We start from the raw sequence: 19,554 nt of genomic DNA, 5'->3' as shown, positions 1-19,554 counted from the left end.
ATTGTTATGAAAGCACTGTTAATAGTCGATGTACAAAATGACTTTCTTCCCGGAGGAGCACTTCCAGTAAAAGATGGAGATCTAATTATTCCAATAATCAATAAACTTCAAAAAAAATTCTCATTTATTGTAGCCACGCAGGATTGGCATCCTGAAAACCATGGAAGTTTTGCTGCTAACCACGGGGGACACGAAATAGGTGGATTTGTACAATTGAATGGTGTAAAGCAAATCCTTTGGCCTGTACACTGTGTTCAGGAGAGTCAGGGTGCGGAGTTTCATCAAGACTTGGATAAGGAAAAGTGGATCAGGATATTTCAAAAGGGTACAAACCCACTCGTAGACTCCTATAGTGGTTTTTTTGACAATAATAAAAATGGTGACACAGGGTTGAGTGATTTTCTCAAGTCAGAAGGAGTAAGAGAGCTCTATGTATGTGGATTAGCTGCAGACTATTGCGTCAAGTTCACAGTTATTGACGGTATAGATGAAGGCTTTACGACATACCTTATTACTGATGCCACAAAGGCAGTCAATCTTCAAGAAGATGACTTCGAGAAAGCATTGGAGGAAATGGAAGATCACGGCGCCATCTTGCTGGATTCTTCTTCGATTTAAATTTTTGCTTTGTAACTTCGGCTACAAAACTATCAAAGCCAAATAGGTAATTTTGAAGTGTATTTAATTGGTTTCAGCGCAACATATGAAAATCACTTCATCCTATTTCTTCCTGCTTATCTTTCTTTATCCGTTTATCCTTTCTGGGCAAGATCTGAGAATTGCTGATTACAATACCATCAGCTGGAATGCCTTTACGATTAATCATAAGGTTTCGGAGCACTGGAGTACTCACGGAGAGTTTCAATGGAGAAGATCTGAATTTTTGGCAGAGCCTCAGCAAAACCTGTATAGATTTGGGGTCAATTACAAGGTTAACGATCTAGTAGTCTTTAGAATAGGTGCAGCGTATGCTGATACTTACCCTTACGGAAAAGTTCCTCTTCAGGCAGCCGCTAAGTTGTTTCCTGAATACAGGACTTTTCAAATGCTTCAAATTTCAAATCCAATCGATCAGTTTATCATCAGCCATAGATTTATGTTGGAACAAAGGTGGCTAGGCCAATACATGGATCCAATGAAGTCTAAAGCCGATAGTTTCATTTTTTTGAATAGAATAAGGTACATGGCAAGGTTAGAATATCCTCTTGAAAAACTCAGCACAGCAACTGTAGTACCATATTTTGCTGCTTATGATGAGATCATGATTGGTTTTGGAAAAAATATAGGACAGAATATTTTTGATCAAAATAGGTTTGGGTTTCTTGCCGGAATAGATCTTCAAAGAAACTTGAGAATTGAAGCGGGATACCTGTCTCAGACCTTGCTGTTTAGTCGTTTGGTAGACGGAAAACAAATACTTCAGTACAACCGTGGATTGATTGTCAACACAAATTTTAAACTTTAAGTAAGTTTATTTAAAGTACTTTAAATCAGTTTTTTATACTAAATTGAAAGACATGGATTTTATCCTTTTTAGTATATAAATCATAAAGAAATTGACCAAACTATCTAAATTAAAGTTTCGATCGTAAAGCTTTTGTCCCTAAAATTTGCTGTGCTTCCTTCGGTTTGCCCCCAAATAGCCTGTATCAATGGAGAATCAGGAGAAACCAACTGGTAAGCTACTCCTTCCACATCTAGCTTGCCAAATGGAACAGATACCCAAATATTTCCCATTGGAACTTTAAGTAAACTGCCTTCCTCTACAGTTTTGGTTTCTTTCACAGGAACTGCATTCAATTGATTCAGCATGGCTTTAGAACTGATTTTCCTCTTTTCAAGTATGGACCTGTTTTGATTGAGCATTTCTTGATGGGTTTCAAATTTGTCACCTGCTGAGCTTTTTTCCTCTGCCTCTGAGGAATGTTGAAGTTCTTTAAGTTCTCTTTCTAAACTTACTATTTGCTCTTTCAGCAAAGATTTTGCTGCCTGAAGAAGTTTTTCCTTGATGTCTGATTGCGTTTCCATTTTGCAAAGTAAAGGCAAATTGATGAATTTATGACTTTTTAGATTGGTTCAATTTTCTATAATCCTGTTGTGGCTTTGATAATCAATGAATTCGATTATCTCACCTTTCAATCTCCTTAACCTCTTCTAAAATTTATCAACCCAATTTGAATTATATCTTTTTTTTCCATTTTAATAATCACAAATTTGAAGTGCTGTCTATTCAGAGTTTAAAAGTAATATCTTAAATACATAATCATGCCTGCACTAGTATTGGTGGAAGTCAGTATCCACAATCCAGAATTGTATGAAGAATACAAAAAACATACACTTGCCACTATCCAACTATATGGAGGCCGCTTTGTAGTCAGAGGTGTCAAAACAGAGTCTTTAGAAGGTAACTGGAATCCTGAAAGACTCGTTATTTTAGAATTTCCAGATGTGGAAACTGCTAAGAATTGGTGGGCTTCACCGGAGTATTCCAAAGCGAAAGCTATCCGGTATGAAGCAGCCAATTCGAAGATGTTGGTAGTCGAGAGCAATTGACCTATCAAACTAGAGGGAAACACCTCTTTTCCAAGGAATAAAATCATCTTGACCCAATGCTACTGCTTTTGGGACGACTTCTCCTGAAGCAACCTTAATGATCATTTCCAACAATTCTTCTCCCATCTCTTCAATGGTTTTTTCACCGGTGATAATCTCTCCTGTATTGAAATCAATGATGTCAGGCATCCTTTGAGAGAGTGTAGTATTAGATGAAATCTTGACTACAGGAGCAATTGGATTTCCTGTCGGTGTGCCTAAGCCTGTGGTGAATAAAATCACATTTGCTCCAGAGCCAGCCATTGCCGTAGTACTTTCTACATCGTTTCCTGGCGTACAGAGCAGGTTAAGACCAGCTTTATTCACATATTCACCGTAGTCCAAGACATCTGAAACTGGGGAAGTTCCCCCTTTTTTGGCTGCACCGGCAGACTTAATGGCATCTGTGATCAATCCGTCTTTAATGTTTCCTGGTGAGGGATTCATGTCAAAGCCGGAACCCACAGCTGCAGCCGAAGCTGAATAGGCTTTCATAAGTTGCGCGAATTTTTCGGCTGTGTTTTCATCAACGCACCTGTTGATCAATTCCTGTTCAACACCACACAATTCTGGAAATTCGGATAAAATTGTTTTCCCGCCCAAAGCTACAATCAAATCAGAAGCATGGCCTACAGAAGGGTTTGCAGAAATGCCAGAGAAACCGTCTGAGCCTCCACATTCCAGTCCAATGCATAATTTACTTAAAGGTGCTGGCTTTCTTTCTTGGCTATTTGCCTCTGCCATACCAACAAAAGTAGCTTTTATTGCTTTGGTCAAAAGTGCTATTTCAGTTCCTTCCTGCTGCTGTTCCAAGACTATTAGTGGCTTACTGAAATTTTTATTTATTACCTTTAACTTTTCTTCAAGCAAGGAGATTTGAGCATTCTGACATCCAAGGCTTAAGACTGTACCACCTGCCACGTTGGGATTATTAAGATAACCTGCCAAAAGCGAACAAAGCATTTCAGAATCCTGTCTGGTACCCCCGCAGCCACCTTGATGGGTTAGAAATTTGATGCCATCAATATTTTCAAAAAAACGGTTTTCTGTCGTATTCTTAGCCTCATCAAGTGAAAGGGCTTCTACTTCTGAGGGGCCACCTAGAGTCAAAGCTTTTTTCATTTGTTTTACCAAATTTTTAAATGGGTTTGGCTTACTAAAACCAAGTTCCTCTAAAAATGCCTGTTTGATAATTTCTACGTTACGATTTTCACAAAACACCAAAGGGATGACCAACCAATAATTTGCTGTTCCTACCTGTCCATCATCTCTATGGAATCCTTGAAATTTTCGCTTTTCAAACTTGGAAATATCAGGTTTGATGCTGTTAAAAACGCCTGTTTTTCTTCCAAAGGAATTGGTGGCATGTTTGATGTTTTCGGTGGTAATCACTGATCCTTTAGAAAGATTTTCCAAGGCTTTTCCTACAATAATGCCATACATAATGATTTCCTCACCTTGTTTGACAGGTTGTATTGTAAACTTATGTTTAGCCGGCACTTCTTGTATCAAAGTAATAGTGCTATCTTCATGATGTATCGTTTCGCCATTTTCTAGATTTACCAAGGCCACGAGTACATTGTCAGCGGGGTGGATTTTGATTGTCTTTCTCAAAATTGTAGTTTCAGATTGAATAAGTGGAAAACGATTGCGTAAAGCTTGTCCCAAAACAAGTAAATGAAAATTTAAGGTTTTAATTTAAGGTTTTATATTAAAAATCAAGATGAGCAAAAAAATTACCACCATAGGAGAAATAATGATGAGGTTGACCACGTCAGGACATGAGCGTTTTGTTCAATCTGACAGCTATCAGGTTACTTTTGGTGGAGCTGAGGCCAATGTGGCGATCTCCCTTGCACAATTTGGCATGTCTACTTCTCATGTCACTGCATTTCCTGATCACGATCTTGGAAAAAAAGCAACTGCCTATTTGCGACAAATGCGGGTTGATACCGATTTTGTCTATTATTATGAAGGTCGGATGGGATTATATTTTTTAGAAAATGGATCCATGCAAAGGTCCTCTAGAATTATCTATGACCGCTTTGACTCTGCTTTCTCCAATTTTGATGGAAAAGATATTCCTTGGGAGACTGTATTTGAAGGGGTGGATTGGTTTCACTGGACTGGCATCACACCAGCTATTTCGCAAAATGCAGCTGATATGTTATTGAGAGCCCTACAAATAGCCGATAAAAAAGGAATTAAAATCAGTGGAGATATCAATTATCGACGCAACCTTTGGCAGTATGGGAAAAGTCCTTTGGACATTATGCCTGAATTGATCAGGTACTGCGATGTAATCGTTGGTGACAATACTGACTTTGAAAATTGCATGGATATTCAGGCCAATGATTGGATAGATGCTTGCTATCAAGCACAAAAGGATTTTCCAAAAATCAAATACATCACCAAAACAAAAAGAAAATCAATTTCAGCCTCACATAATCAACTCAAAGGTATCCTATGGAATGGCTCCGAGGTGTTGAATTCCAAAACCTATGACATCACCCATATTGTGGATCGGGTGGGAGGGGGAGACGCCTACATTGCAGGACTTATTTACGGTTTTTTACATTTAGAAGAACAGGAAGCTTTAGAGTTTGCGACAGCTTCTTCTGTATTGAAACATAGCATTCCCGGAGATGCCAATTTGGTCAAAGTCGAAGAAGTCATGGATTTGGTTCATGACAAAAATGTAGGGAAATTGCTCAGATAACATTAAACCTATTAAACTATGAATGAACAAAAAATCTTGGATGAAATCGGGAAAGCCGGTTTGGTCCCATTATTTACACATAAAGACTTAGAAATTGCCAAAAAAACAGTCGATACTTGTTATGAAGCTGGCATTCGGGTTTTTGAATATACTAACAGGCTTCCAAATTCATTCGAGGTATTCAAATCACTGAAGTTGTACGCAGAAAAATACCCGGATTTGATTTTTGGCATTGGCACTATATTCACAGTAAAAGATGCGGAACGTTACCTCTATGCAGGGGCTGATTTTATAATTTCACCGGCCATGATTCCAGATGTAGCACATTATTGCTTTCAGCGCGGTGTCACCTACATTCCCGGATGTGCCACCATTTCAGAAGTGTATCAAGCTATTACCACAGGTTCAGCCTTGGTTAAAATTTTTCCCGGAAATGTACTTGGACCCGCTTTTGTCAAATCAGTACTATCCGTTCTGCCAGATGTCAAATTGATGGCCACTGGTGGAGTAAGTCCTGATGATAAAAATTTGAAGGCTTGGTTTGATTCAGGAGTTTTTTGCGTAGGAATGGGTTCACAACTTTTTGATTCAAAAGAAATGGAGGCCGGAAACTTTGAAGGGTTGAAAAATAGGGTTATTGACTCTTTGAATGCGATTCAAAAAATTAAGCAATGAGATCCAAAGTATATAGCAAGCTTTTGAATAAGCCCTTTTGTATATTTATCTATGCCTTTTCGGCTTGTCTTCTTTTGTCCACCTGCAAAGGCCCTGGTGGTGTGCGGATCATCAAGCTTGGACATGGTTTGGGCATAAGCCACCCAGTTCACGAGGCCATGGAGTATATGGCCACTTTGGTACATGAAAAATCAAACGGGGAAATGGAAATCCGGATTTACCCCAATCAACAGTTAGGAACTGAAAGAGAACTGGTTGAATTACTGCAAATAGGAAGTCTTGGAATGACGAAAGTTTCTTCGGCAGCAATGGAAAATTTTGCTCCAAAAATACAAGTGCTTTCGCTACCATATCTGTTTAGAGATGACGAGCATAGGGATAAAGTTCTGAAGGGAGAAATAGGCCAGCAACTTTTGTTAGAGGGTGAGAAATATTGGCTTAGAGGCTTATGCTACTATGATGCAGGAAAACGAAGTTTCTATACAAAAAACAAACCCATAGAGAACCCTGAAGACTTAAAGGGGCTCAAGATGCGGGTAATGGAAAGCAATACAGCAATCAATATGGTAAAAGCATTCGGTGGTTCACCCACACCGGTGTCTTATGGAGAGCTCTACACTGCATTGCAACAGGGAATAGTAGATGGCGCCGAAAATAACCCCCCAAGCCTTTTTACCTCAAAGCATTACGAAGTCTGTAAGTACTACAGCATCAACGAACATACTGCAGTGCCTGACATGGTCATTATCAGTACTAAAGTCTGGAACCTTCTTTCAGACCAAGAAAAAATTTGGCTGCAGGAAGCTGCAGATGAATCAGCTGACTACCAATATGATCTTTGGGCCAAATCTGTTGAGGAGTCTTTCACTGAAATGAAAAAAGCAGGAGTAGAAATTCTATATCCCAATACGGATTCCTTTAGAGAAGCGGTTGAGCCAATTTATGACGCCTACCAAACAAGTCAGCCTGAATTATTTTCCATCATAGAAAAAATCAGATCAATAGATTAAAATTTGAAGACGATATGACTCAAGTCAAAACAAAATTTCTTGTTGATAAAATTGTGAGCAATGCATTGATGTTTTTGATGGCTGCGATGGTGCTCAATGTTACCTGGCAGGTACTTTCCCGCTATGTGGTTCAGAGTCCTTCCTCATTTACAGATGAACTTTCAAGGTATATGCTGATCTGGCTGGGAATGCTCGGTGCGGCGTATGTGGCTGGAAAAGATCAACACCTTGCTATAGATATCCTTCCCCAAAAACTTAAAGGGAAAGCTAAAACTAGATTGATTGTCTTCATCAATGTGATAGTGATGTTATTTGCATTTTTTGCTATGGTGCTTGGAGGAAGTAATTTGGTCTACATCACTTATATACTTGAACAAAAGTCAGCCACTTTACAGCTTCCATTGGCATTTATTTACATCATCATTCCTTTTAGTGGACTTTTGGTCATGTACTATAATGTTTTTCAAATTTTCATCACTCTTAAAACCCAAAAAGGATAATGGAAGTAATCAGCATACTTATTTTGGTTCTGACTTTTATCACACTCATGGGGATTGGGGTACCGGTAGCTTGGAGTTTGGGGATTTCAAGTTTTCTTACTCTTCTGGTATCCGTGGCAGCTGTACCTTCGGCGACAACTATTGCCCAAAGAATGGGGACGGGTCTGGACAGTTTTGCTCTATTGGCAATTCCATTTTTCATTCTTGCAGGAGAAATCATGAATAGAGGTGGTATTGCCAATCGATTGATCGAATTGGCAAAGGCTATGATGGGAAAACTGCCGGGTGGATTGTTATATGTAAACGTGATTGCAGCCATGCTGTTTGGCGCAATTGCAGGCTCAGCCGCCGCCGCTGTGTCCGCTATTGGCAGTATTTTGGGGAAAAGGATGGATGAGGAAGGATACCCAAAAGGGCTAGGGGCTGCTGTAAATATTACATCGTCTACTACTGGATTGATTATTCCGCCGTCAAATATTTTGATCGTTTATTCATTGGCCTCAGGAGGCGTGTCTATCGCAGCACTTTTTGTTGCCGGGTATTTGCCTGGTTTATTTATTGGATTTGTATTGATGCTTACTGCCGCTATATTTATAAGAAAACATAAACTTCCCGCTGGAGAAAGAACAGGGACAAAAGAGCTTTTGAACAAAACTGTAAGGGCTTTTCCATCTTTGATGTTATTGGTGATTGTGATTGGCGGAATAGTAGGAGGGATATTTACTGCCACAGAAGCCTCTGCAATAGCAGTAGTCTACACTTTGGCATTGTCTTTTTTCTATAAAGAACTAAAATGGAAAGAAATACCTGCCATTTTATTAAAATCCAGTGAAACTACCGCTATTGTCATGCTCCTGATTGCCACTTCTATGAGTATGTCTTGGGTGATGTCTGCAGAAGATATCCCACAAGGGATCAGTGAGTCATTGCTATCCTTAAGTGACAACATCTTTGTGATTTTGATTATCATCAATCTGCTGCTTCTTTTTGTAGGGATTTTCATGGACATGACTCCTGCTGTTTTGATTTTCACCCCTATCTTTCTACCTGTAGTGACGGAACTGGGAGTGGATCCTGTTCATTTCGGGATTATCATGATTTTAAATTTATGTATTGGGCTCTGTACCCCTCCTGTAGGCTCTGTTTTGTTTCTGGGTGTTCAGGTAGCTGGCATCAGTATCCAAAAAGCCGTAAAGCCTCTTTTACCTTTCTTTTTAGCGATGATTTTGGGATTGGTAGTAGTGACCTTGTGGCCAGGATTGACGCTTTGGTTGCCTAGACTATTTGGGTTGTAAGGGTTAGCGGACTTCAATTGTATCCTCCCATCCATTCAATATGATCCTAAAAGGTCTCGAGGTGATTTGGTTGATCTGATTTAGATCAAACTGGATTTCAGAAGTAAAGTATGCTGCGCAAATGGTAACTGGTTCAAATATAAGTTTCGCTTCCAGGGAGGGAGGGGCAGTATCAATAACCTTTTCAGAAAAAACCAAAGTAAAGACATCTGCTTCTCCACAACCACTGTAACCAACTTTGAGATAGAGTATTCTATTCTTGGCCTTGGCTTCAATAATGGTTAGACTGCCAAGAAAATCTTCTTCAAATAATTCTGTATTGATCAAAACGTCATGCTCAACGTAATGCAGCTTTGGTTCGTTTTCTAGACAGGAAATGAATAGGCTTAATAAGCTAAAAAGAAGTATAAACTGTACTTTATTTTTCTGGGATCTTTTAGATGATGCCATAATAATTGATTTTCCTTTCACAGAGGTAACGATTGTCAGTGTATTTTTGTCCTAAATAATTAAGGTTATTATCTTTAGAGCCATTCCATAGTTTGTATGAAAAAGGTTTTTATCCTGACTTTTGTTTTACTCTTTTGTTTTGATGCCAAAGCCCAAAGGGAGGTAATCACTGATACTGAAATGTGGTGGGGATTGATGACCTCTGGTCAAATCGCACCAAATTGGTCATTATGGTTAGACACCCACCATGTTCCTGAATTGTTTTTAATAGTCAGAAGTGGCATTACTTTTCATACCAAAGACCAAAAATTAGCTTTTACCGCAGGATATGCCCGATTGGGACTTACAACTCCATTTTCTGAAGGAAGGTTGATCAGACCTGAAAATCGTCCTTGGGCTCAAATTGTCTACCGTGTTCCAAGTAATAATAAGTTTTCTGTAAACTTTCGATACCGCCATGATATGCGATATAGAGCAAACTTCGATACCGATGAAATTACCGAAGGTTTTGGTCTTAATCATAGAATGAGATTCAATGCCAGCATGCGGTATAACTGTGGGAATGCTTTAAACCAAAATTTTAATTTCTCCACTACTTTGTTTAATGAGTCATTGATTACAGTGGGACCTTCAGCAGCTGACAACCCTTTTGAACATAGGGTGTTTGCTCTTTTAAACTTCCAAAAAAATTCCATTACAATTTCACCCGGATATCACTTTCGAGTTTCGACCCCTCAACCTAATGTAGTCAGGTTCTTGCATGGACCATTTCTATGGATAACTTTAAACTATCAATTGAAAAATTTCAGAAGGCATTTGCTCAGAGAATTTCCGGGTGACCATATATGAAATTTGCCTATTTTGTATTAAAAAAGGGGGCTGAATGCTAAATTCAGCCCCCTTTTTTATTTATCACTTTCAGAAAATATTAGTTGTTCATTATTTTTCTCAATGAATAATTATCAGCCAAATCACCTGAAATTCTATTGCCATCCATATCAAGGTGGAATAACACATTTTCACCGACAAAATATTGATTAGGAGCATCCACACCTACAAGAGTGATTGTATTTCCCTCGTCGTTCCATCGGAAAGTTCCCGAGGCTTCATCGATGCTATCGTTATCTGTACCTAGGTAAACCATCTTTTTGACATAAGAATAGGAAGGTCCGATTTCAAGTGTAGTTTCGATTCCTTCGCAATCTGCACAAGGCAATGTTCCCACATATATGCCTTCATAGTCCAATGATAATCTGGCTGTATGTTCATTGGCAAATTGCTCATTATTTTCTAAAAGCTCCTCCGTCTCTTCATTGTTGTCTGTTGAGGAAGGTTCACAAGAAAGTAAAAAAAGACAGCCGATTGCCATTATCAGCATTGCGTTATTAGTTTTCATAATTCTATCAAATAAAATGTTAAATAATAAACAAGATACAGTTTGAAACCAATTCGAACAAATTAATAATTATGATTATCCTCAATCTTGCCACTAACCAATTAAACAAAGGTTTTTGGGCAAACCGTGGCTAACAGATACAATTTATACACTCATATTGGTTGAAAATCATAGGTTAATTCTGTTATGTAAATTCTAATGGTAAAAAATCGGATATTCAGATTAACGATAAAGAAACGACATAAAATTCTAAATGAAATATAGTTTGAATGCTTTTCTTTAAAGCATTTAACCGTAAACCTTATATAATTCGTCCTGACTTTTATATAGCCTTGTATTTAGTTAACTTTCGGGCAGAATAGATTTTATAAAAATCCAGAAATGATGAAAAAAAATAATCCTATCTCCAAGGTCAAATCAAAGCTTCAAGAAAAAGGCCTTGACAAGCAAGAGATACAAAATATACTTATTGAAGATGCGCGTACAGGTTTGAGTGTGGAAGCTTTGAAGAGAGCTATATCAAACAATCTTTTTTATGTACAGGGAAAATTCCCTGAAATCGCAACTAGAAATGACTATTATATGGCTGTTTCCTATGCAGTTAGAGATAGAATTCTCAAACGTTGGGTAGCCTCTGTAAAGCAATATTTGGATGGAAAGCATAGGGTAGTTTCTTATCTCTCAGCAGAATACCTACTTGGACCTCATCTAGCAAATAATCTTATAAACCTAGGTATTTATAAAGAGACTGGACAAGCTGTAAAGGAATTAGGAAAAGAGCTTGAATGGTTGATTGATAAAGAAATCGAACCGGGATTGGGAAATGGAGGTCTTGGAAGGCTTGCCGCATGTTACATGGATTCATTGGCTACTCTAGAGGTCCCTGCTATTGGATACGGTATCCGCTATCAATTTGGGATTTTTGAGCAGGACATCCGAGATGGCTGGCAAGTAGAAGATACCGACAATTGGTTAAGAAGAGGAAACCCTTGGGAGATTGAGCGTCGTGAATTGAATTACGAAGTTAAATTTGGTGGGCATGTTCAGCATTATACAGACAATAATGGCAAGTTTTGTAGCAATTGGATTCCTGACTTGGTTGTTAAAGGAGTGGCTTATGATACCCCTATTTTGGGATATGATGTAAATACCACAAATACCTTACGACTTTGGAAATCTGAGGCACCTAAATCATTTGACTTTCAGCTTTTTAATGCTGGAGGTTACAATGATGCGGTGAGGCAAAAGATTGTCTGTGAAAATATATCTAAGGTTTTGTATCCGAATGATGAACAGGAAGAAGGTAAAATCTTGAGGTTACAACAGCAGTATTTCTTTGTGTCTTGCTCACTACAGGATATGCTTGGTATACATTTGAGACAAGGAGACAAAATCCAGGATTTTTATAAAAAATTCGTTGTACAACTCAATGATACACACCCTGCTATTGGTGTTGCTGAATTGATGCGGCTCCTATTGGATAAATATCAGCTGGAATGGGAAGAAGCTTGGGACATAACGACCAAAACCTTTGCATATACCAACCACACCCTTTTGCCGGAGGCATTGGAAAAATGGGATCTTGAATTATTTGGAAGAGTACTGCCTAGGCACCTCGAATTGATCTATGAAATCAACAGGAGGTTTATGGATAAAGTCACCGTTAAGTTTTATGGTGATCATCACAAGATTGCAAGCCTATCTCTAATAGGTGAAGGTCCTAAAAAATATATTAAAATGGCAAATTTGGCTTCATTGGGAAGTTTTGCTATCAATGGCGTGGCAGCTTTACATACAGAATTGTTGAAGAAAACAGTACTTAAAGACTGGTATGAATTGTCTCCTGAAAAATTCAGCAACAAGACCAATGGTGTCACTCCAAGAAGGTGGATGGTTCTTAGTAATCCAGAGTTGACAGCCCTTATTTCTGATAAAATAGGAGAAGGATGGATCAAAAACCTAGATGAATTAAGAGGTTTGGAAAAATTCGCTCAGGATCAGGATTTCCAAAAGGCTTGGATGGATGTGAAGCATCAACAAAAAGTCAGTTTGAGTAAAAAAATTCTGCAAAGATTAAGACTTAGGGTTGATGCTGATTCTCTTTTTGATGTGCATGTCAAAAGAATGCATGAATATAAGAGACAAGTGCTCAATGCCCTTCATGTGATTACATTGTACAATAGGATCAAGCACAATCCTGATATTGACATGGTTCCCCGAACTGTGATTTTTGCAGGAAAGGCTGCACCTGGATACAAAATGGCCAAGCAAATCATTAAATTGATTACTTCCATCGGAGAGATAGTAAACAATGATCCAGATGTGAGAGATAGGTTGAAGGTTGTGTTTTATCCGAACTACAACGTAACCAATGCTCAGAAAATCTATCCTGCTGCTGATTTGTCAGAACAAATTTCTACAGCAGGAAAAGAAGCGTCTGGAACAGGAAATATGAAGTTATCCCTCAATGGAGCACTTACCATAGGTACTTTGGACGGAGCTAATGTGGAAATAAGAGAATGCGTAGGGGAGGAGAATTTCTTTCTTTTCGGCCTCAATGCAGATGAAGTAGAAGAAGTAAGGGTAAATGGCTATGATCCATATAGCTATTACAACGATAATCCTGACTTGAAACTGGCACTTGACCAGATCAATGATGGTTACTTCTCACACCTTAATACAGATACATTCAAGACCCTTGTAAGGTCACTGATGTTTGATGATCAATATTTGGTGTTGGCTGATTACCAGTCATACATTGATGCTCAGGATAAGGTAGCCGAAACATTTAGAGACAAATCCAAGTGGGCAGAAATGTCTATTTTGAACGTAGCTCGTATGGGCAAATTCTCCAGCGACCGAAGTATCAAAGATTATTGTGATGAAATCTGGAAAGTTAAACCAGTACCTGTGAAATTAAAAAACTAGAAAGTGTTCGTGGATGAGATCATTTAAAAGCGGATAAACATCAAGTCTAAACAAAAAAACCTGGCAGCAATTTTTGTTGACAGGTTTTTTTATTTGAGTGCATTTGAATACTATTCAAGGTTTAAGGCCATGAAAATTCCAAGGTGAAATATCATACGGTCATTGATTGCAGAGAATCCCCTTACACTTTCGGAGTAGGACATTCTGAATCCTGGGTTGTTAAAATTTTCACCTATGTATTCTCTTGACATAAAACTTGATCTTTCATATCTCAACAAATTGACCATAAGCTGCACCCCAATGGCATCATTGATCAAATAACCAAAACCAAAATCACTACTATATGTCAATAAGACGTCTTTAAAAGAAGTTTGCCCCAGTCGTTGTGGGTATTCACCAATTACTCCACCTATTTCACAGGTTGGGCAATTAAAATTCACCAAATCATATTTAAAGTTTCCAACACCCTTCTCTAAACCAATGAAACCAGAAGCAAGCAAGTAAAACTTAGGGCTCATCTCTAGGTAGTAATTAAAAAATGGTCCAAACCCAAGCATGGTATTTTGAAGTTTTGATTCAATTGTGCTGCTAATTTGTGAGTCCAAACTTTCAAGGCTTAATGTCTCACTATAATTTCTGACGCTTCCTTGAACTCCAATAAAAAGATTTCCAAATGTTCTGACTCCGAATCTATTTCTCCATTCCAAACTTGAGTAACGATCAGCATTTTCGACCACCCTATCTTTCATTGTCGGAAATGATGGCGAAATTTCTGAAGTAAACAACCACCTAGAGGAGTAATCCTGAGCAAAACAGATTTGTTTAAAAGAGAATAGTAATAAAAAAAGCGGTAAAAATTTCTTCATTTGAATATATGTATCGCAGATTGTATACAAAAATATACGAATACTATACCGAATATTTATTTGGGGAGAAAAATATATTAAAAATCTCTTACACATCGGAAGCCAATATTGCTTGTCCCACTTTCGTAATCCTGACCTTGCCTCGCAGATGGACGGTAATTGATACAGTAATCATCTGCACATAAAAATGATCCACCTTTGATCACTTTTTCCAATGCATAAGGATTACTAGGATTGTAGCATAAAGAAATACTGGAATCCAATGCAGGTGCATTTCCCGATAAACGTTGGAATTTGATAGCATCAAACCAGTCCGAGGTCATTTCCCAAACATTTCCAATCATGTCATAGAGCCCATAACCATTTGGAGCAAAACTCTTTACGGGTGCGGTACCCTCAAAACCGTCTTCTGATAAGTTTTCATGGGGAAACTTTCCCTGAAAGGTATTTGCCATAAATTTTCCACGCGGTTTGAATGTATCTCCCCAAGCATATCGCTGATGGTCGATTCCAGCTTTGGCGGCATATTCCCACTCTGTTTCAGTTGGAAGTCTTTTTCCCGCCCATTTGGCGTAGGCTTCTGCGTCTTCATATGCAATGTGAACCACGGGATGATTTTCTTTTCCTTCAATGTTTGATCCGGGCCCTTCTGGATGCTTCCAACTGGCTCCCAAGACCCATTTCCACCATAAGCTTATGTCCTGAAGCGGTACTTCGTGAGATGGAGGGGAAAAAACCAATGAACCGGGCTGCATATCTTCATCTGAAGGTTTTGGAGTTCCGGGAGGCAGTTGTTTTTTCATTTCTTCCCAATCAGGAATCTTTTCGGCAAGGGTAACATATCCAGTTTCTTCCACAAACTGGGAAAATTGAGTATTTGTCACCTCTGTTTCATCCATCCAGAAACTCTTGATTTGACGCTTGACAGCAGGTCGCTCCACGGGGTAAGATTCCATTTCATCAGTACCCATGTAAAATTCTCCGGCTGGGATCAATACCATTCCATCTTCTGAGTAGACCACTTCATGCTGGGAGGAAATGGGAGCTTCTTTTGTCTCACTTTCCTTGGTAGAGCAAGAGTGCAGAAGTATAGAAAAAATGATTAGTTTGATCAATAATTTTGAATGCATGAATATGGCTGATTTGATTCTTAAACTTAAGTGATCAGATCATAAAATCCTATATTATCAATTCAAATACCTTTAGGTTGAATTACTTAAAAAAATGATCAGGTTTCATAAGTGCTTTGATAATTTCCACTGCGCTATCAGTGGGAAAGGTAAATAGCTAAGGTAATCATGCATCATACCTTCGGAAATGGTTGGGTAATTTTCTCTCTTACCAATTCCTTTAGTGATTCTCCTGTCAGTACTATAGAAGCCAAAAACAAAAGGATATCCTTTATCACATGGAGGTAAATCAGTTTTCCTGGAGCGTTTAACTGAATATCTGAAGTTAATATTACTATTGTCGAAGTAAGAAAAAATATCGCGGCACCTACACCTCCAATTGCTCCTATTTTTGGGCTTTTGAAATGCAATAAGAGAAGACAAGGAATAATGACCAAGGCAATCATAATGAATGCCATCCAAACTCTATCTTTGTCCCACTGAAAGGATAAAATAACTATTGACCAGATGTAAGCAACGATTCCTAACCTCAATAGAAATTTCCCTACTTGTTCTACTTTCAAAATGTTATTTACCATGAGCGACTGGGATTTGTGAGTAATAAATATAGGCAAAAAAATTACGGTCAATTTAACCGTAATTTTTTCCTTATAATTTTCTTCAAAGATTTAAGCACCTCCCTCAGCAGAAATGGCATGTAATTTTCCCAATTCCTGATCAATGGTCCATAGCCCTATTCCTTCTTCACCAATAATTTCAAAAAGCTCCAAAGCTCTCCTTGCTATGGTTTCTTCTTCTCTCTGTTCTGTGACATACCATTGCATAAAGCTAAAAGTAGCAAAGTCTTTCACGCCAAAGGCATGGTCAACAATAGCATTGATGGATTTTGTGACTTTGATTTCATGTTCCAAAATCAACTCAAAGACTTCTCTCAAGGAATTAAAATTATGTCTTATACCTGAGATTTCAGGCTGAATTGCGTGACCTCCAGCTTCATTGATATAATGAAATAGCTTCATCATATGCATTCTTTCTTCGTCAGCATGGGTATAAAGATATTTGGAGGCATTTTCATATCCCATCATATGGCACCAAGAAGCCATAGATAAATAGGATGCTGAGGATCTCCCTTCCATCTCTACCTGCTGATTCAATAATTTTTCGGTATCGTGCAATAAGGACCTTTGTAAGGTTACTATTTCTCGTGTTTTCATAATTTTTGGCATTTGATCAAATTTAACTATAAAAAAGTTAATTGACATTATTTGAATTTCTTAAACCGAAATTTGGAATTAGTATAAGTTAAGTTCTAAATAGATGTCCGTATTTCAGTTTAAAAATCATCAAAAAGTTATGTTTAAGATAATTCGCCTTTTTACTTACCCTGAAAACTTTTAATTTAAACTTTTACAATTATCCTAAACCTAATGAACCGTTATGACTTCTAGAAGAAAGTTTTTGCAAACAAGCTTGCTGGCTGGCGCAGGCTTGAGTGTCCCCTCTTATCTTCAAGCCGAAGCTTTGAGAAACCTTGCCAATAAAATTTCGCCTTCTGACACCATCAACTTTGCCGTGATTGGCTGCAAGGGAATGGGTTGGTCAGATATGAATGCTCACCTAAAAATCCCGAATGTCAATTGTATAGCGCTTGCTGACATTGATGAATCGGTATTGGCACAAAGATCCACCGATGTAGAGAATCAAAGGGGCAAAAAACCCAAAGTTTATTCTGACTATAGAAAAATGCTTGAAAATAAGGATATAGATGCTGTTATCGTGGGTACTCCGGACCATTGGCATTGTCTTAATCTTGTAGACAGCTTATCTGCAGGCAAGCATGTGTATGTCGAAAAGCCCATTGCCAATACGATTGAAGAATGCAACCTAATGGTGAAAGCGCAAGAAAGGTACGGTAAAATGGTGCAAGTAGGTCAGTGGCAAAGGAGTGGTTCCCAATATGCACAAGCAATAGATTATGTTAAATCAGGCAAACTTGGACAGATTCGGTTGGTGAAAACATGGGCCTATCAAGGCTGGATGAAACCTGTACCTGTAGTGCCTGATGGACCTGTCCCACAAGGTGTCGATTATGACATGTGGCTGGGACCAGCTCCCAAAAGACCTTTCAACGATAATCGTTTTCATTTCAATTTCAGGTGGTTTTGGGACTATGCAGGTGGTTTGATGACAGACTGGGGAGTGCATGAAATTGACATTGCACTTCATGCAATGGGAGTGACAGCACCTAAATCCGTAATGGCATCTGGTGGTAAATTTGCTTATCCAAATGATGCCTCAGAAACTCCCGATACGCTTCAGACTGTCTATGAATACGATGGTTTTAATATGCTTTGGGAACATGCAACAGGGATTGATGGAGGAAATTATGGTACTACTGAGGGTATAGCATTTATAGGAAACAATGCTACATTGGTTGTAAACAGGGGAGGGTGGAAAGTTATTCCCGAAACTGAGACAGTAGATGGTCAACGCAAAAACAAAGTCGAGGAAGTGACACATACAAAACCCGAAGGGAATGCTTTGGAATTACATGCTCAGGGATTTGTAGATGCAATTACAAACAATGACGCCTCCAAACTGACCTGCGGTATAAAAACCGGAAGTATTGCTGCTATCAATGCCCAAATGGGAAATATAGCTTATAAGACTGGGAAGAAGATATATTGGAATGCCGATAAAGGTCAATTTACAGATGAAGAAGCCAACCAACTCATCAAGGCTGATTACCATAATGGATGGCAATTACCCAAAATTTAACTAAGGTCTAAAATTGCTGAGGTTCAAAAGAAGGGAGACAGCACCACTGATTTGCCTTCCTTCTTCTGAACTCCAATTGTTGGTGATACTTACCAACTCATTATTGATGTCAAATTGAATCTGTACAGTTCCTTCATCACCAGTGATTTCACTAGACCATTCTCCATCATTGTTTGCCGACATTAATAGTTGAATAGGAGAGGTGAAATTCTTTTCATTCAAAAAGCTTAAATCCATTTCATCCAATAATCCTGCATTGAAAACTTCGAAGTTTCCATTTTGCAAAGGGAATGAGGGTAAGTTAAAACCTTCATTTTTTCCATAAATAGGTATTCTGTACAGGCTGCTGCCAGGTTTGGCAGGAATTTCAAATTCTTCATCTGTCGATAGTTCTAGCACAGCTTGAATATGGGAGTCTTCGCTGCTGATAGTCACAGGTCCTGTAAGGTTTAATCTTGCAGCTTTAAATTCCAACCTCTGCCCATCAATCAAAACATTATTGACAAGTTGGAGCGGTGGCTCATCAACAGGTTGAAAAGTGCAGCTTTGAAGCAATAAAATGATCGCAGCGACTTTCAAAGACATTAATTCAAAATAATTACCTAAAAATCTTTCCCTGTCCATAAGTGCTTTTTTGTGTACTTTTTCGACTTTACCAATCGTTTTCCCTTTTGACATAAGGCCATTCACTTTTTAAGATACTAAAATAAATTGTATCTCTCCTCCGTGCATTGGTCATCAGCGTATGGCTTCTGAGAACACCTTCTTCTATAGCATTGATATTGGAAAGCGAACGCCTGGCCTGAAGATTTAGTACGTCAGTTTTAAATTCAACCCTTTCTAGGTTTAATACCTCAAAGCAATAGTTCAAAAGCAATGATTTAACTTTGGCATTTATACCTGTCCCTTGATATTCTTTACCAAGCCATGTCCAGCCAATTTCAAGCCTGGAATCACGCTCTGACATATTTCCAAAAGCTGTTGATCCAATCAGATTTCCAGTACTTTTATCCACTACTGTGAATTGGAGCCTGACTTTATTGAATGCAGGAGCTGCCCAATTTGCCAATCCCTCAATTGTGGACAAGTCGTGAGTATAAAAGCGCCACATATCTTGTTCGGCGGTAAGTTCCAGAAATTTTTCCAGGTCTGATTCTTCGATTGGCCTGAGTAATATTTGCTCATTTTCCAATCTGATACTAAAATCTATCATGT

At 38.5% G+C, this 19,554-nt stretch carries 21 protein-coding genes; 11 read left to right on the top strand and 10 right to left on the bottom strand.

Annotation, left to right across the window (positions count from 1 at the left end; genetic code table 11):
* The first annotated feature begins 6 nt into the window (after positions 1-6).
* Together pncA and CLW00_RS00970 are read left to right on the top strand one after the other, a co-directional pair.
* On the top strand, positions 7-618 hold the full coding sequence (gene pncA / locus CLW00_RS00975; RefSeq protein ID WP_106131776.1) for a bifunctional nicotinamidase/pyrazinamidase: 612 nt from the start codon (positions 7-9) through the stop codon (positions 616-618).
* An 85-nt stretch (positions 619-703) separates the two neighbouring features.
* The gene (locus CLW00_RS00970; protein ID WP_106131775.1) at positions 704-1,465 is read left to right on the top strand and encodes a DUF2490 domain-containing protein; all 762 of its coding nucleotides are present in this window, start codon (positions 704-706) and stop codon (positions 1,463-1,465) included.
* A 104-nt stretch (positions 1,466-1,569) separates the two neighbouring features.
* Here the strand turns inward: CLW00_RS00970 and CLW00_RS00965 are convergent, their stop codons facing one another.
* Positions 1,570-2,028 (bottom strand): hypothetical protein, encoded by a 459-nt coding sequence (locus tag CLW00_RS00965; protein WP_106131774.1) that lies wholly within the window; start codon positions 2,026-2,028, stop codon positions 1,570-1,572.
* 237 nt (positions 2,029-2,265) lie between these two features.
* On the opposite strand from CLW00_RS00965, the gene CLW00_RS00960 reads away from it, so the two are divergent.
* On the top strand, positions 2,266-2,553 hold the full coding sequence (locus CLW00_RS00960; protein WP_106131773.1) for a DUF1330 domain-containing protein: 288 nt from the start codon (positions 2,266-2,268) through the stop codon (positions 2,551-2,553).
* Positions 2,554-2,562: 9 nt separating this feature from the next.
* Here CLW00_RS00960 and CLW00_RS00955 read toward each other — a convergent pair whose 3' ends face one another.
* Positions 2,563-4,209 (bottom strand): UxaA family hydrolase, encoded by a 1,647-nt coding sequence (locus CLW00_RS00955; RefSeq protein WP_106132201.1) that lies wholly within the window; start codon positions 4,207-4,209, stop codon positions 2,563-2,565.
* 106 nt (positions 4,210-4,315) lie between these two features.
* Between CLW00_RS00955 and CLW00_RS00950 the strand changes: the two genes are divergently transcribed.
* From CLW00_RS00950 to CLW00_RS00930, 5 genes are read left to right on the top strand one after another with little or no spacing between them, the layout of a single operon-like run.
* Positions 4,316-5,311: a sugar kinase gene (locus CLW00_RS00950; protein WP_106131772.1), complete on the top strand. Its 996-nt coding sequence runs from the start codon at positions 4,316-4,318 to the stop codon at positions 5,309-5,311.
* An 18-nt stretch (positions 5,312-5,329) separates the two neighbouring features.
* Entirely contained in the window at positions 5,330-5,986 is a 657-nt protein-coding gene (locus CLW00_RS00945) for a beta/alpha barrel domain-containing protein (RefSeq protein ID WP_106131771.1), read from the top strand.
* Entirely contained in the window at positions 5,983-6,996 is a 1,014-nt protein-coding gene (locus CLW00_RS00940) for a TRAP transporter substrate-binding protein (protein WP_106131770.1), read from the top strand. Before CLW00_RS00945 ends, CLW00_RS00940 begins: the two co-directional genes overlap by 4 nt.
* 14 nt (positions 6,997-7,010) lie before the next feature.
* Positions 7,011-7,496 (top strand): TRAP transporter small permease, encoded by a 486-nt coding sequence (locus CLW00_RS00935; RefSeq protein WP_106131769.1) that lies wholly within the window; start codon positions 7,011-7,013, stop codon positions 7,494-7,496.
* The gene (locus tag CLW00_RS00930; protein WP_106131768.1) at positions 7,496-8,791 is read left to right on the top strand and encodes a TRAP transporter large permease; all 1,296 of its coding nucleotides are present in this window, start codon (positions 7,496-7,498) and stop codon (positions 8,789-8,791) included. The genes CLW00_RS00935 and CLW00_RS00930 overlap by 1 nt, the downstream gene beginning before the upstream one ends.
* 3 nt (positions 8,792-8,794) lie before the next feature.
* On the opposite strand, the gene CLW00_RS00925 is transcribed toward CLW00_RS00930, so the two are convergent.
* Entirely contained in the window at positions 8,795-9,241 is a 447-nt protein-coding gene (locus tag CLW00_RS00925) for a hypothetical protein (RefSeq protein WP_146131349.1), read from the bottom strand.
* Positions 9,242-9,337: 96 nt separating this feature from the next.
* Between CLW00_RS00925 and CLW00_RS00920 the strand changes: the two genes are divergently transcribed.
* The gene (locus CLW00_RS00920; RefSeq protein WP_106131766.1) at positions 9,338-10,090 is read left to right on the top strand and encodes a DUF2490 domain-containing protein; all 753 of its coding nucleotides are present in this window, start codon (positions 9,338-9,340) and stop codon (positions 10,088-10,090) included.
* 79 nt (positions 10,091-10,169) lie between these two features.
* Here CLW00_RS00920 and CLW00_RS00915 read toward each other — a convergent pair whose 3' ends face one another.
* Complete coding sequence (locus CLW00_RS00915) at positions 10,170-10,637, bottom strand: copper resistance protein NlpE (protein ID WP_106131765.1); 468 nt, start codon at positions 10,635-10,637, stop codon at positions 10,170-10,172.
* A 381-nt stretch (positions 10,638-11,018) separates the two neighbouring features.
* Between CLW00_RS00915 and CLW00_RS00910 the strand changes: the two genes are divergently transcribed.
* Positions 11,019-13,565: a glycogen/starch/alpha-glucan phosphorylase gene (locus tag CLW00_RS00910; protein WP_245917136.1), complete on the top strand. Its 2,547-nt coding sequence runs from the start codon at positions 11,019-11,021 to the stop codon at positions 13,563-13,565.
* A 110-nt stretch (positions 13,566-13,675) separates the two neighbouring features.
* Here the strand turns inward: CLW00_RS00910 and CLW00_RS00905 are convergent, their stop codons facing one another.
* The 4 genes from CLW00_RS00905 to CLW00_RS00890 form a co-directional block, all read right to left on the bottom strand.
* Complete coding sequence (locus CLW00_RS00905) at positions 13,676-14,314, bottom strand: hypothetical protein (protein ID WP_106131763.1); 639 nt, start codon at positions 14,312-14,314, stop codon at positions 13,676-13,678.
* Positions 14,315-14,508: 194 nt separating this feature from the next.
* Positions 14,509-15,561: a formylglycine-generating enzyme family protein gene (locus CLW00_RS00900; protein WP_106131762.1), complete on the bottom strand. Its 1,053-nt coding sequence runs from the start codon at positions 15,559-15,561 to the stop codon at positions 14,509-14,511.
* A 173-nt stretch (positions 15,562-15,734) separates the two neighbouring features.
* Complete coding sequence (locus CLW00_RS00895) at positions 15,735-16,139, bottom strand: DUF417 family protein (protein WP_106131761.1); 405 nt, start codon at positions 16,137-16,139, stop codon at positions 15,735-15,737.
* A gap of 90 nt (positions 16,140-16,229) precedes the next feature.
* On the bottom strand, positions 16,230-16,775 hold the full coding sequence (locus CLW00_RS00890; protein ID WP_106132200.1) for a ferritin: 546 nt from the start codon (positions 16,773-16,775) through the stop codon (positions 16,230-16,232).
* 223 nt (positions 16,776-16,998) lie between these two features.
* Between CLW00_RS00890 and CLW00_RS00885 the strand changes: the two genes are divergently transcribed.
* Complete coding sequence (locus CLW00_RS00885; RefSeq protein WP_106131760.1) at positions 16,999-18,339, top strand: Gfo/Idh/MocA family protein; 1,341 nt, start codon at positions 16,999-17,001, stop codon at positions 18,337-18,339.
* On the opposite strand, the gene CLW00_RS00880 is transcribed toward CLW00_RS00885, so the two are convergent.
* Positions 18,340-19,017, bottom strand: a complete 678-nt coding sequence (locus CLW00_RS00880) for a hypothetical protein (RefSeq protein WP_106131759.1) — start codon at positions 19,015-19,017, stop codon at positions 18,340-18,342. It abuts the gene before it with no gap.
* A complete protein-coding gene (locus CLW00_RS00875; RefSeq protein WP_106131758.1) occupies positions 18,992-19,552 on the bottom strand; it encodes a GNAT family N-acetyltransferase in 561 nt (186 codons plus the stop codon). The genes CLW00_RS00880 and CLW00_RS00875 overlap by 26 nt, the downstream gene beginning before the upstream one ends.
* Positions 19,553-19,554 lie beyond the last annotated feature (2 nt).

This window comes from Mongoliibacter ruber (genome assembly GCF_003003005.1).
Lineage (GTDB): Bacteria > Bacteroidota > Bacteroidia > Cytophagales > Cyclobacteriaceae > Mongoliibacter > Mongoliibacter ruber.
Note: the sequence above shows the minus strand (reverse complement) of the source record. Positions and strands in the feature narration are given on the sequence as shown.

Bases quoted from the DNA above. Each gene is read 5' to 3' on its own strand.
- pncA (WP_106131776.1), top strand. From the start codon at position 7: ATGAAAGCACTGTTAATAGTCGATGTACAAAATGACTTTCTTCCCGGA.
- CLW00_RS00970 (WP_106131775.1), top strand. From the start codon at position 704: ATGAAAATCACTTCATCCTATTTCTTCCTGCTTATCTTTCTTTATCCG.
- CLW00_RS00965 (WP_106131774.1), bottom strand. From the start codon at position 2,028: ATGGAAACGCAATCAGACATCAAGGAAAAACTTCTTCAGGCAGCAAAA.
- CLW00_RS00960 (WP_106131773.1), top strand. From the start codon at position 2,266: ATGCCTGCACTAGTATTGGTGGAAGTCAGTATCCACAATCCAGAATTG.
- CLW00_RS00950 (WP_106131772.1), top strand. From the start codon at position 4,316: ATGAGCAAAAAAATTACCACCATAGGAGAAATAATGATGAGGTTGACC.
- CLW00_RS00945 (WP_106131771.1), top strand. From the start codon at position 5,330: ATGAATGAACAAAAAATCTTGGATGAAATCGGGAAAGCCGGTTTGGTC.
- CLW00_RS00940 (WP_106131770.1), top strand. From the start codon at position 5,983: ATGAGATCCAAAGTATATAGCAAGCTTTTGAATAAGCCCTTTTGTATA.
- CLW00_RS00935 (WP_106131769.1), top strand. From the start codon at position 7,011: ATGACTCAAGTCAAAACAAAATTTCTTGTTGATAAAATTGTGAGCAAT.
- CLW00_RS00930 (WP_106131768.1), top strand. From the start codon at position 7,496: ATGGAAGTAATCAGCATACTTATTTTGGTTCTGACTTTTATCACACTC.
- CLW00_RS00925 (WP_146131349.1), bottom strand. From the start codon at position 9,241: ATGGCATCATCTAAAAGATCCCAGAAAAATAAAGTACAGTTTATACTT.
- CLW00_RS00920 (WP_106131766.1), top strand. From the start codon at position 9,338: ATGAAAAAGGTTTTTATCCTGACTTTTGTTTTACTCTTTTGTTTTGAT.
- CLW00_RS00915 (WP_106131765.1), bottom strand. From the start codon at position 10,637: ATGAAAACTAATAACGCAATGCTGATAATGGCAATCGGCTGTCTTTTT.
- CLW00_RS00910 (WP_245917136.1), top strand. From the start codon at position 11,019: ATGATGAAAAAAAATAATCCTATCTCCAAGGTCAAATCAAAGCTTCAA.
- CLW00_RS00905 (WP_106131763.1), bottom strand. From the start codon at position 14,314: ATGAAAGATAGGGTGGTCGAAAATGCTGATCGTTACTCAAGTTTGGAA.
- CLW00_RS00900 (WP_106131762.1), bottom strand. From the start codon at position 15,561: ATGCATTCAAAATTATTGATCAAACTAATCATTTTTTCTATACTTCTG.
- CLW00_RS00895 (WP_106131761.1), bottom strand. From the start codon at position 16,139: ATGGTAAATAACATTTTGAAAGTAGAACAAGTAGGGAAATTTCTATTG.
- CLW00_RS00890 (WP_106132200.1), bottom strand. From the start codon at position 16,775: ATGAAAACACGAGAAATAGTAACCTTACAAAGGTCCTTATTGCACGAT.
- CLW00_RS00885 (WP_106131760.1), top strand. From the start codon at position 16,999: ATGACTTCTAGAAGAAAGTTTTTGCAAACAAGCTTGCTGGCTGGCGCA.
- CLW00_RS00880 (WP_106131759.1), bottom strand. From the start codon at position 19,017: ATGTCAAAAGGGAAAACGATTGGTAAAGTCGAAAAAGTACACAAAAAA.
- CLW00_RS00875 (WP_106131758.1), bottom strand. From the start codon at position 19,552: ATGATAGATTTTAGTATCAGATTGGAAAATGAGCAAATATTACTCAGG.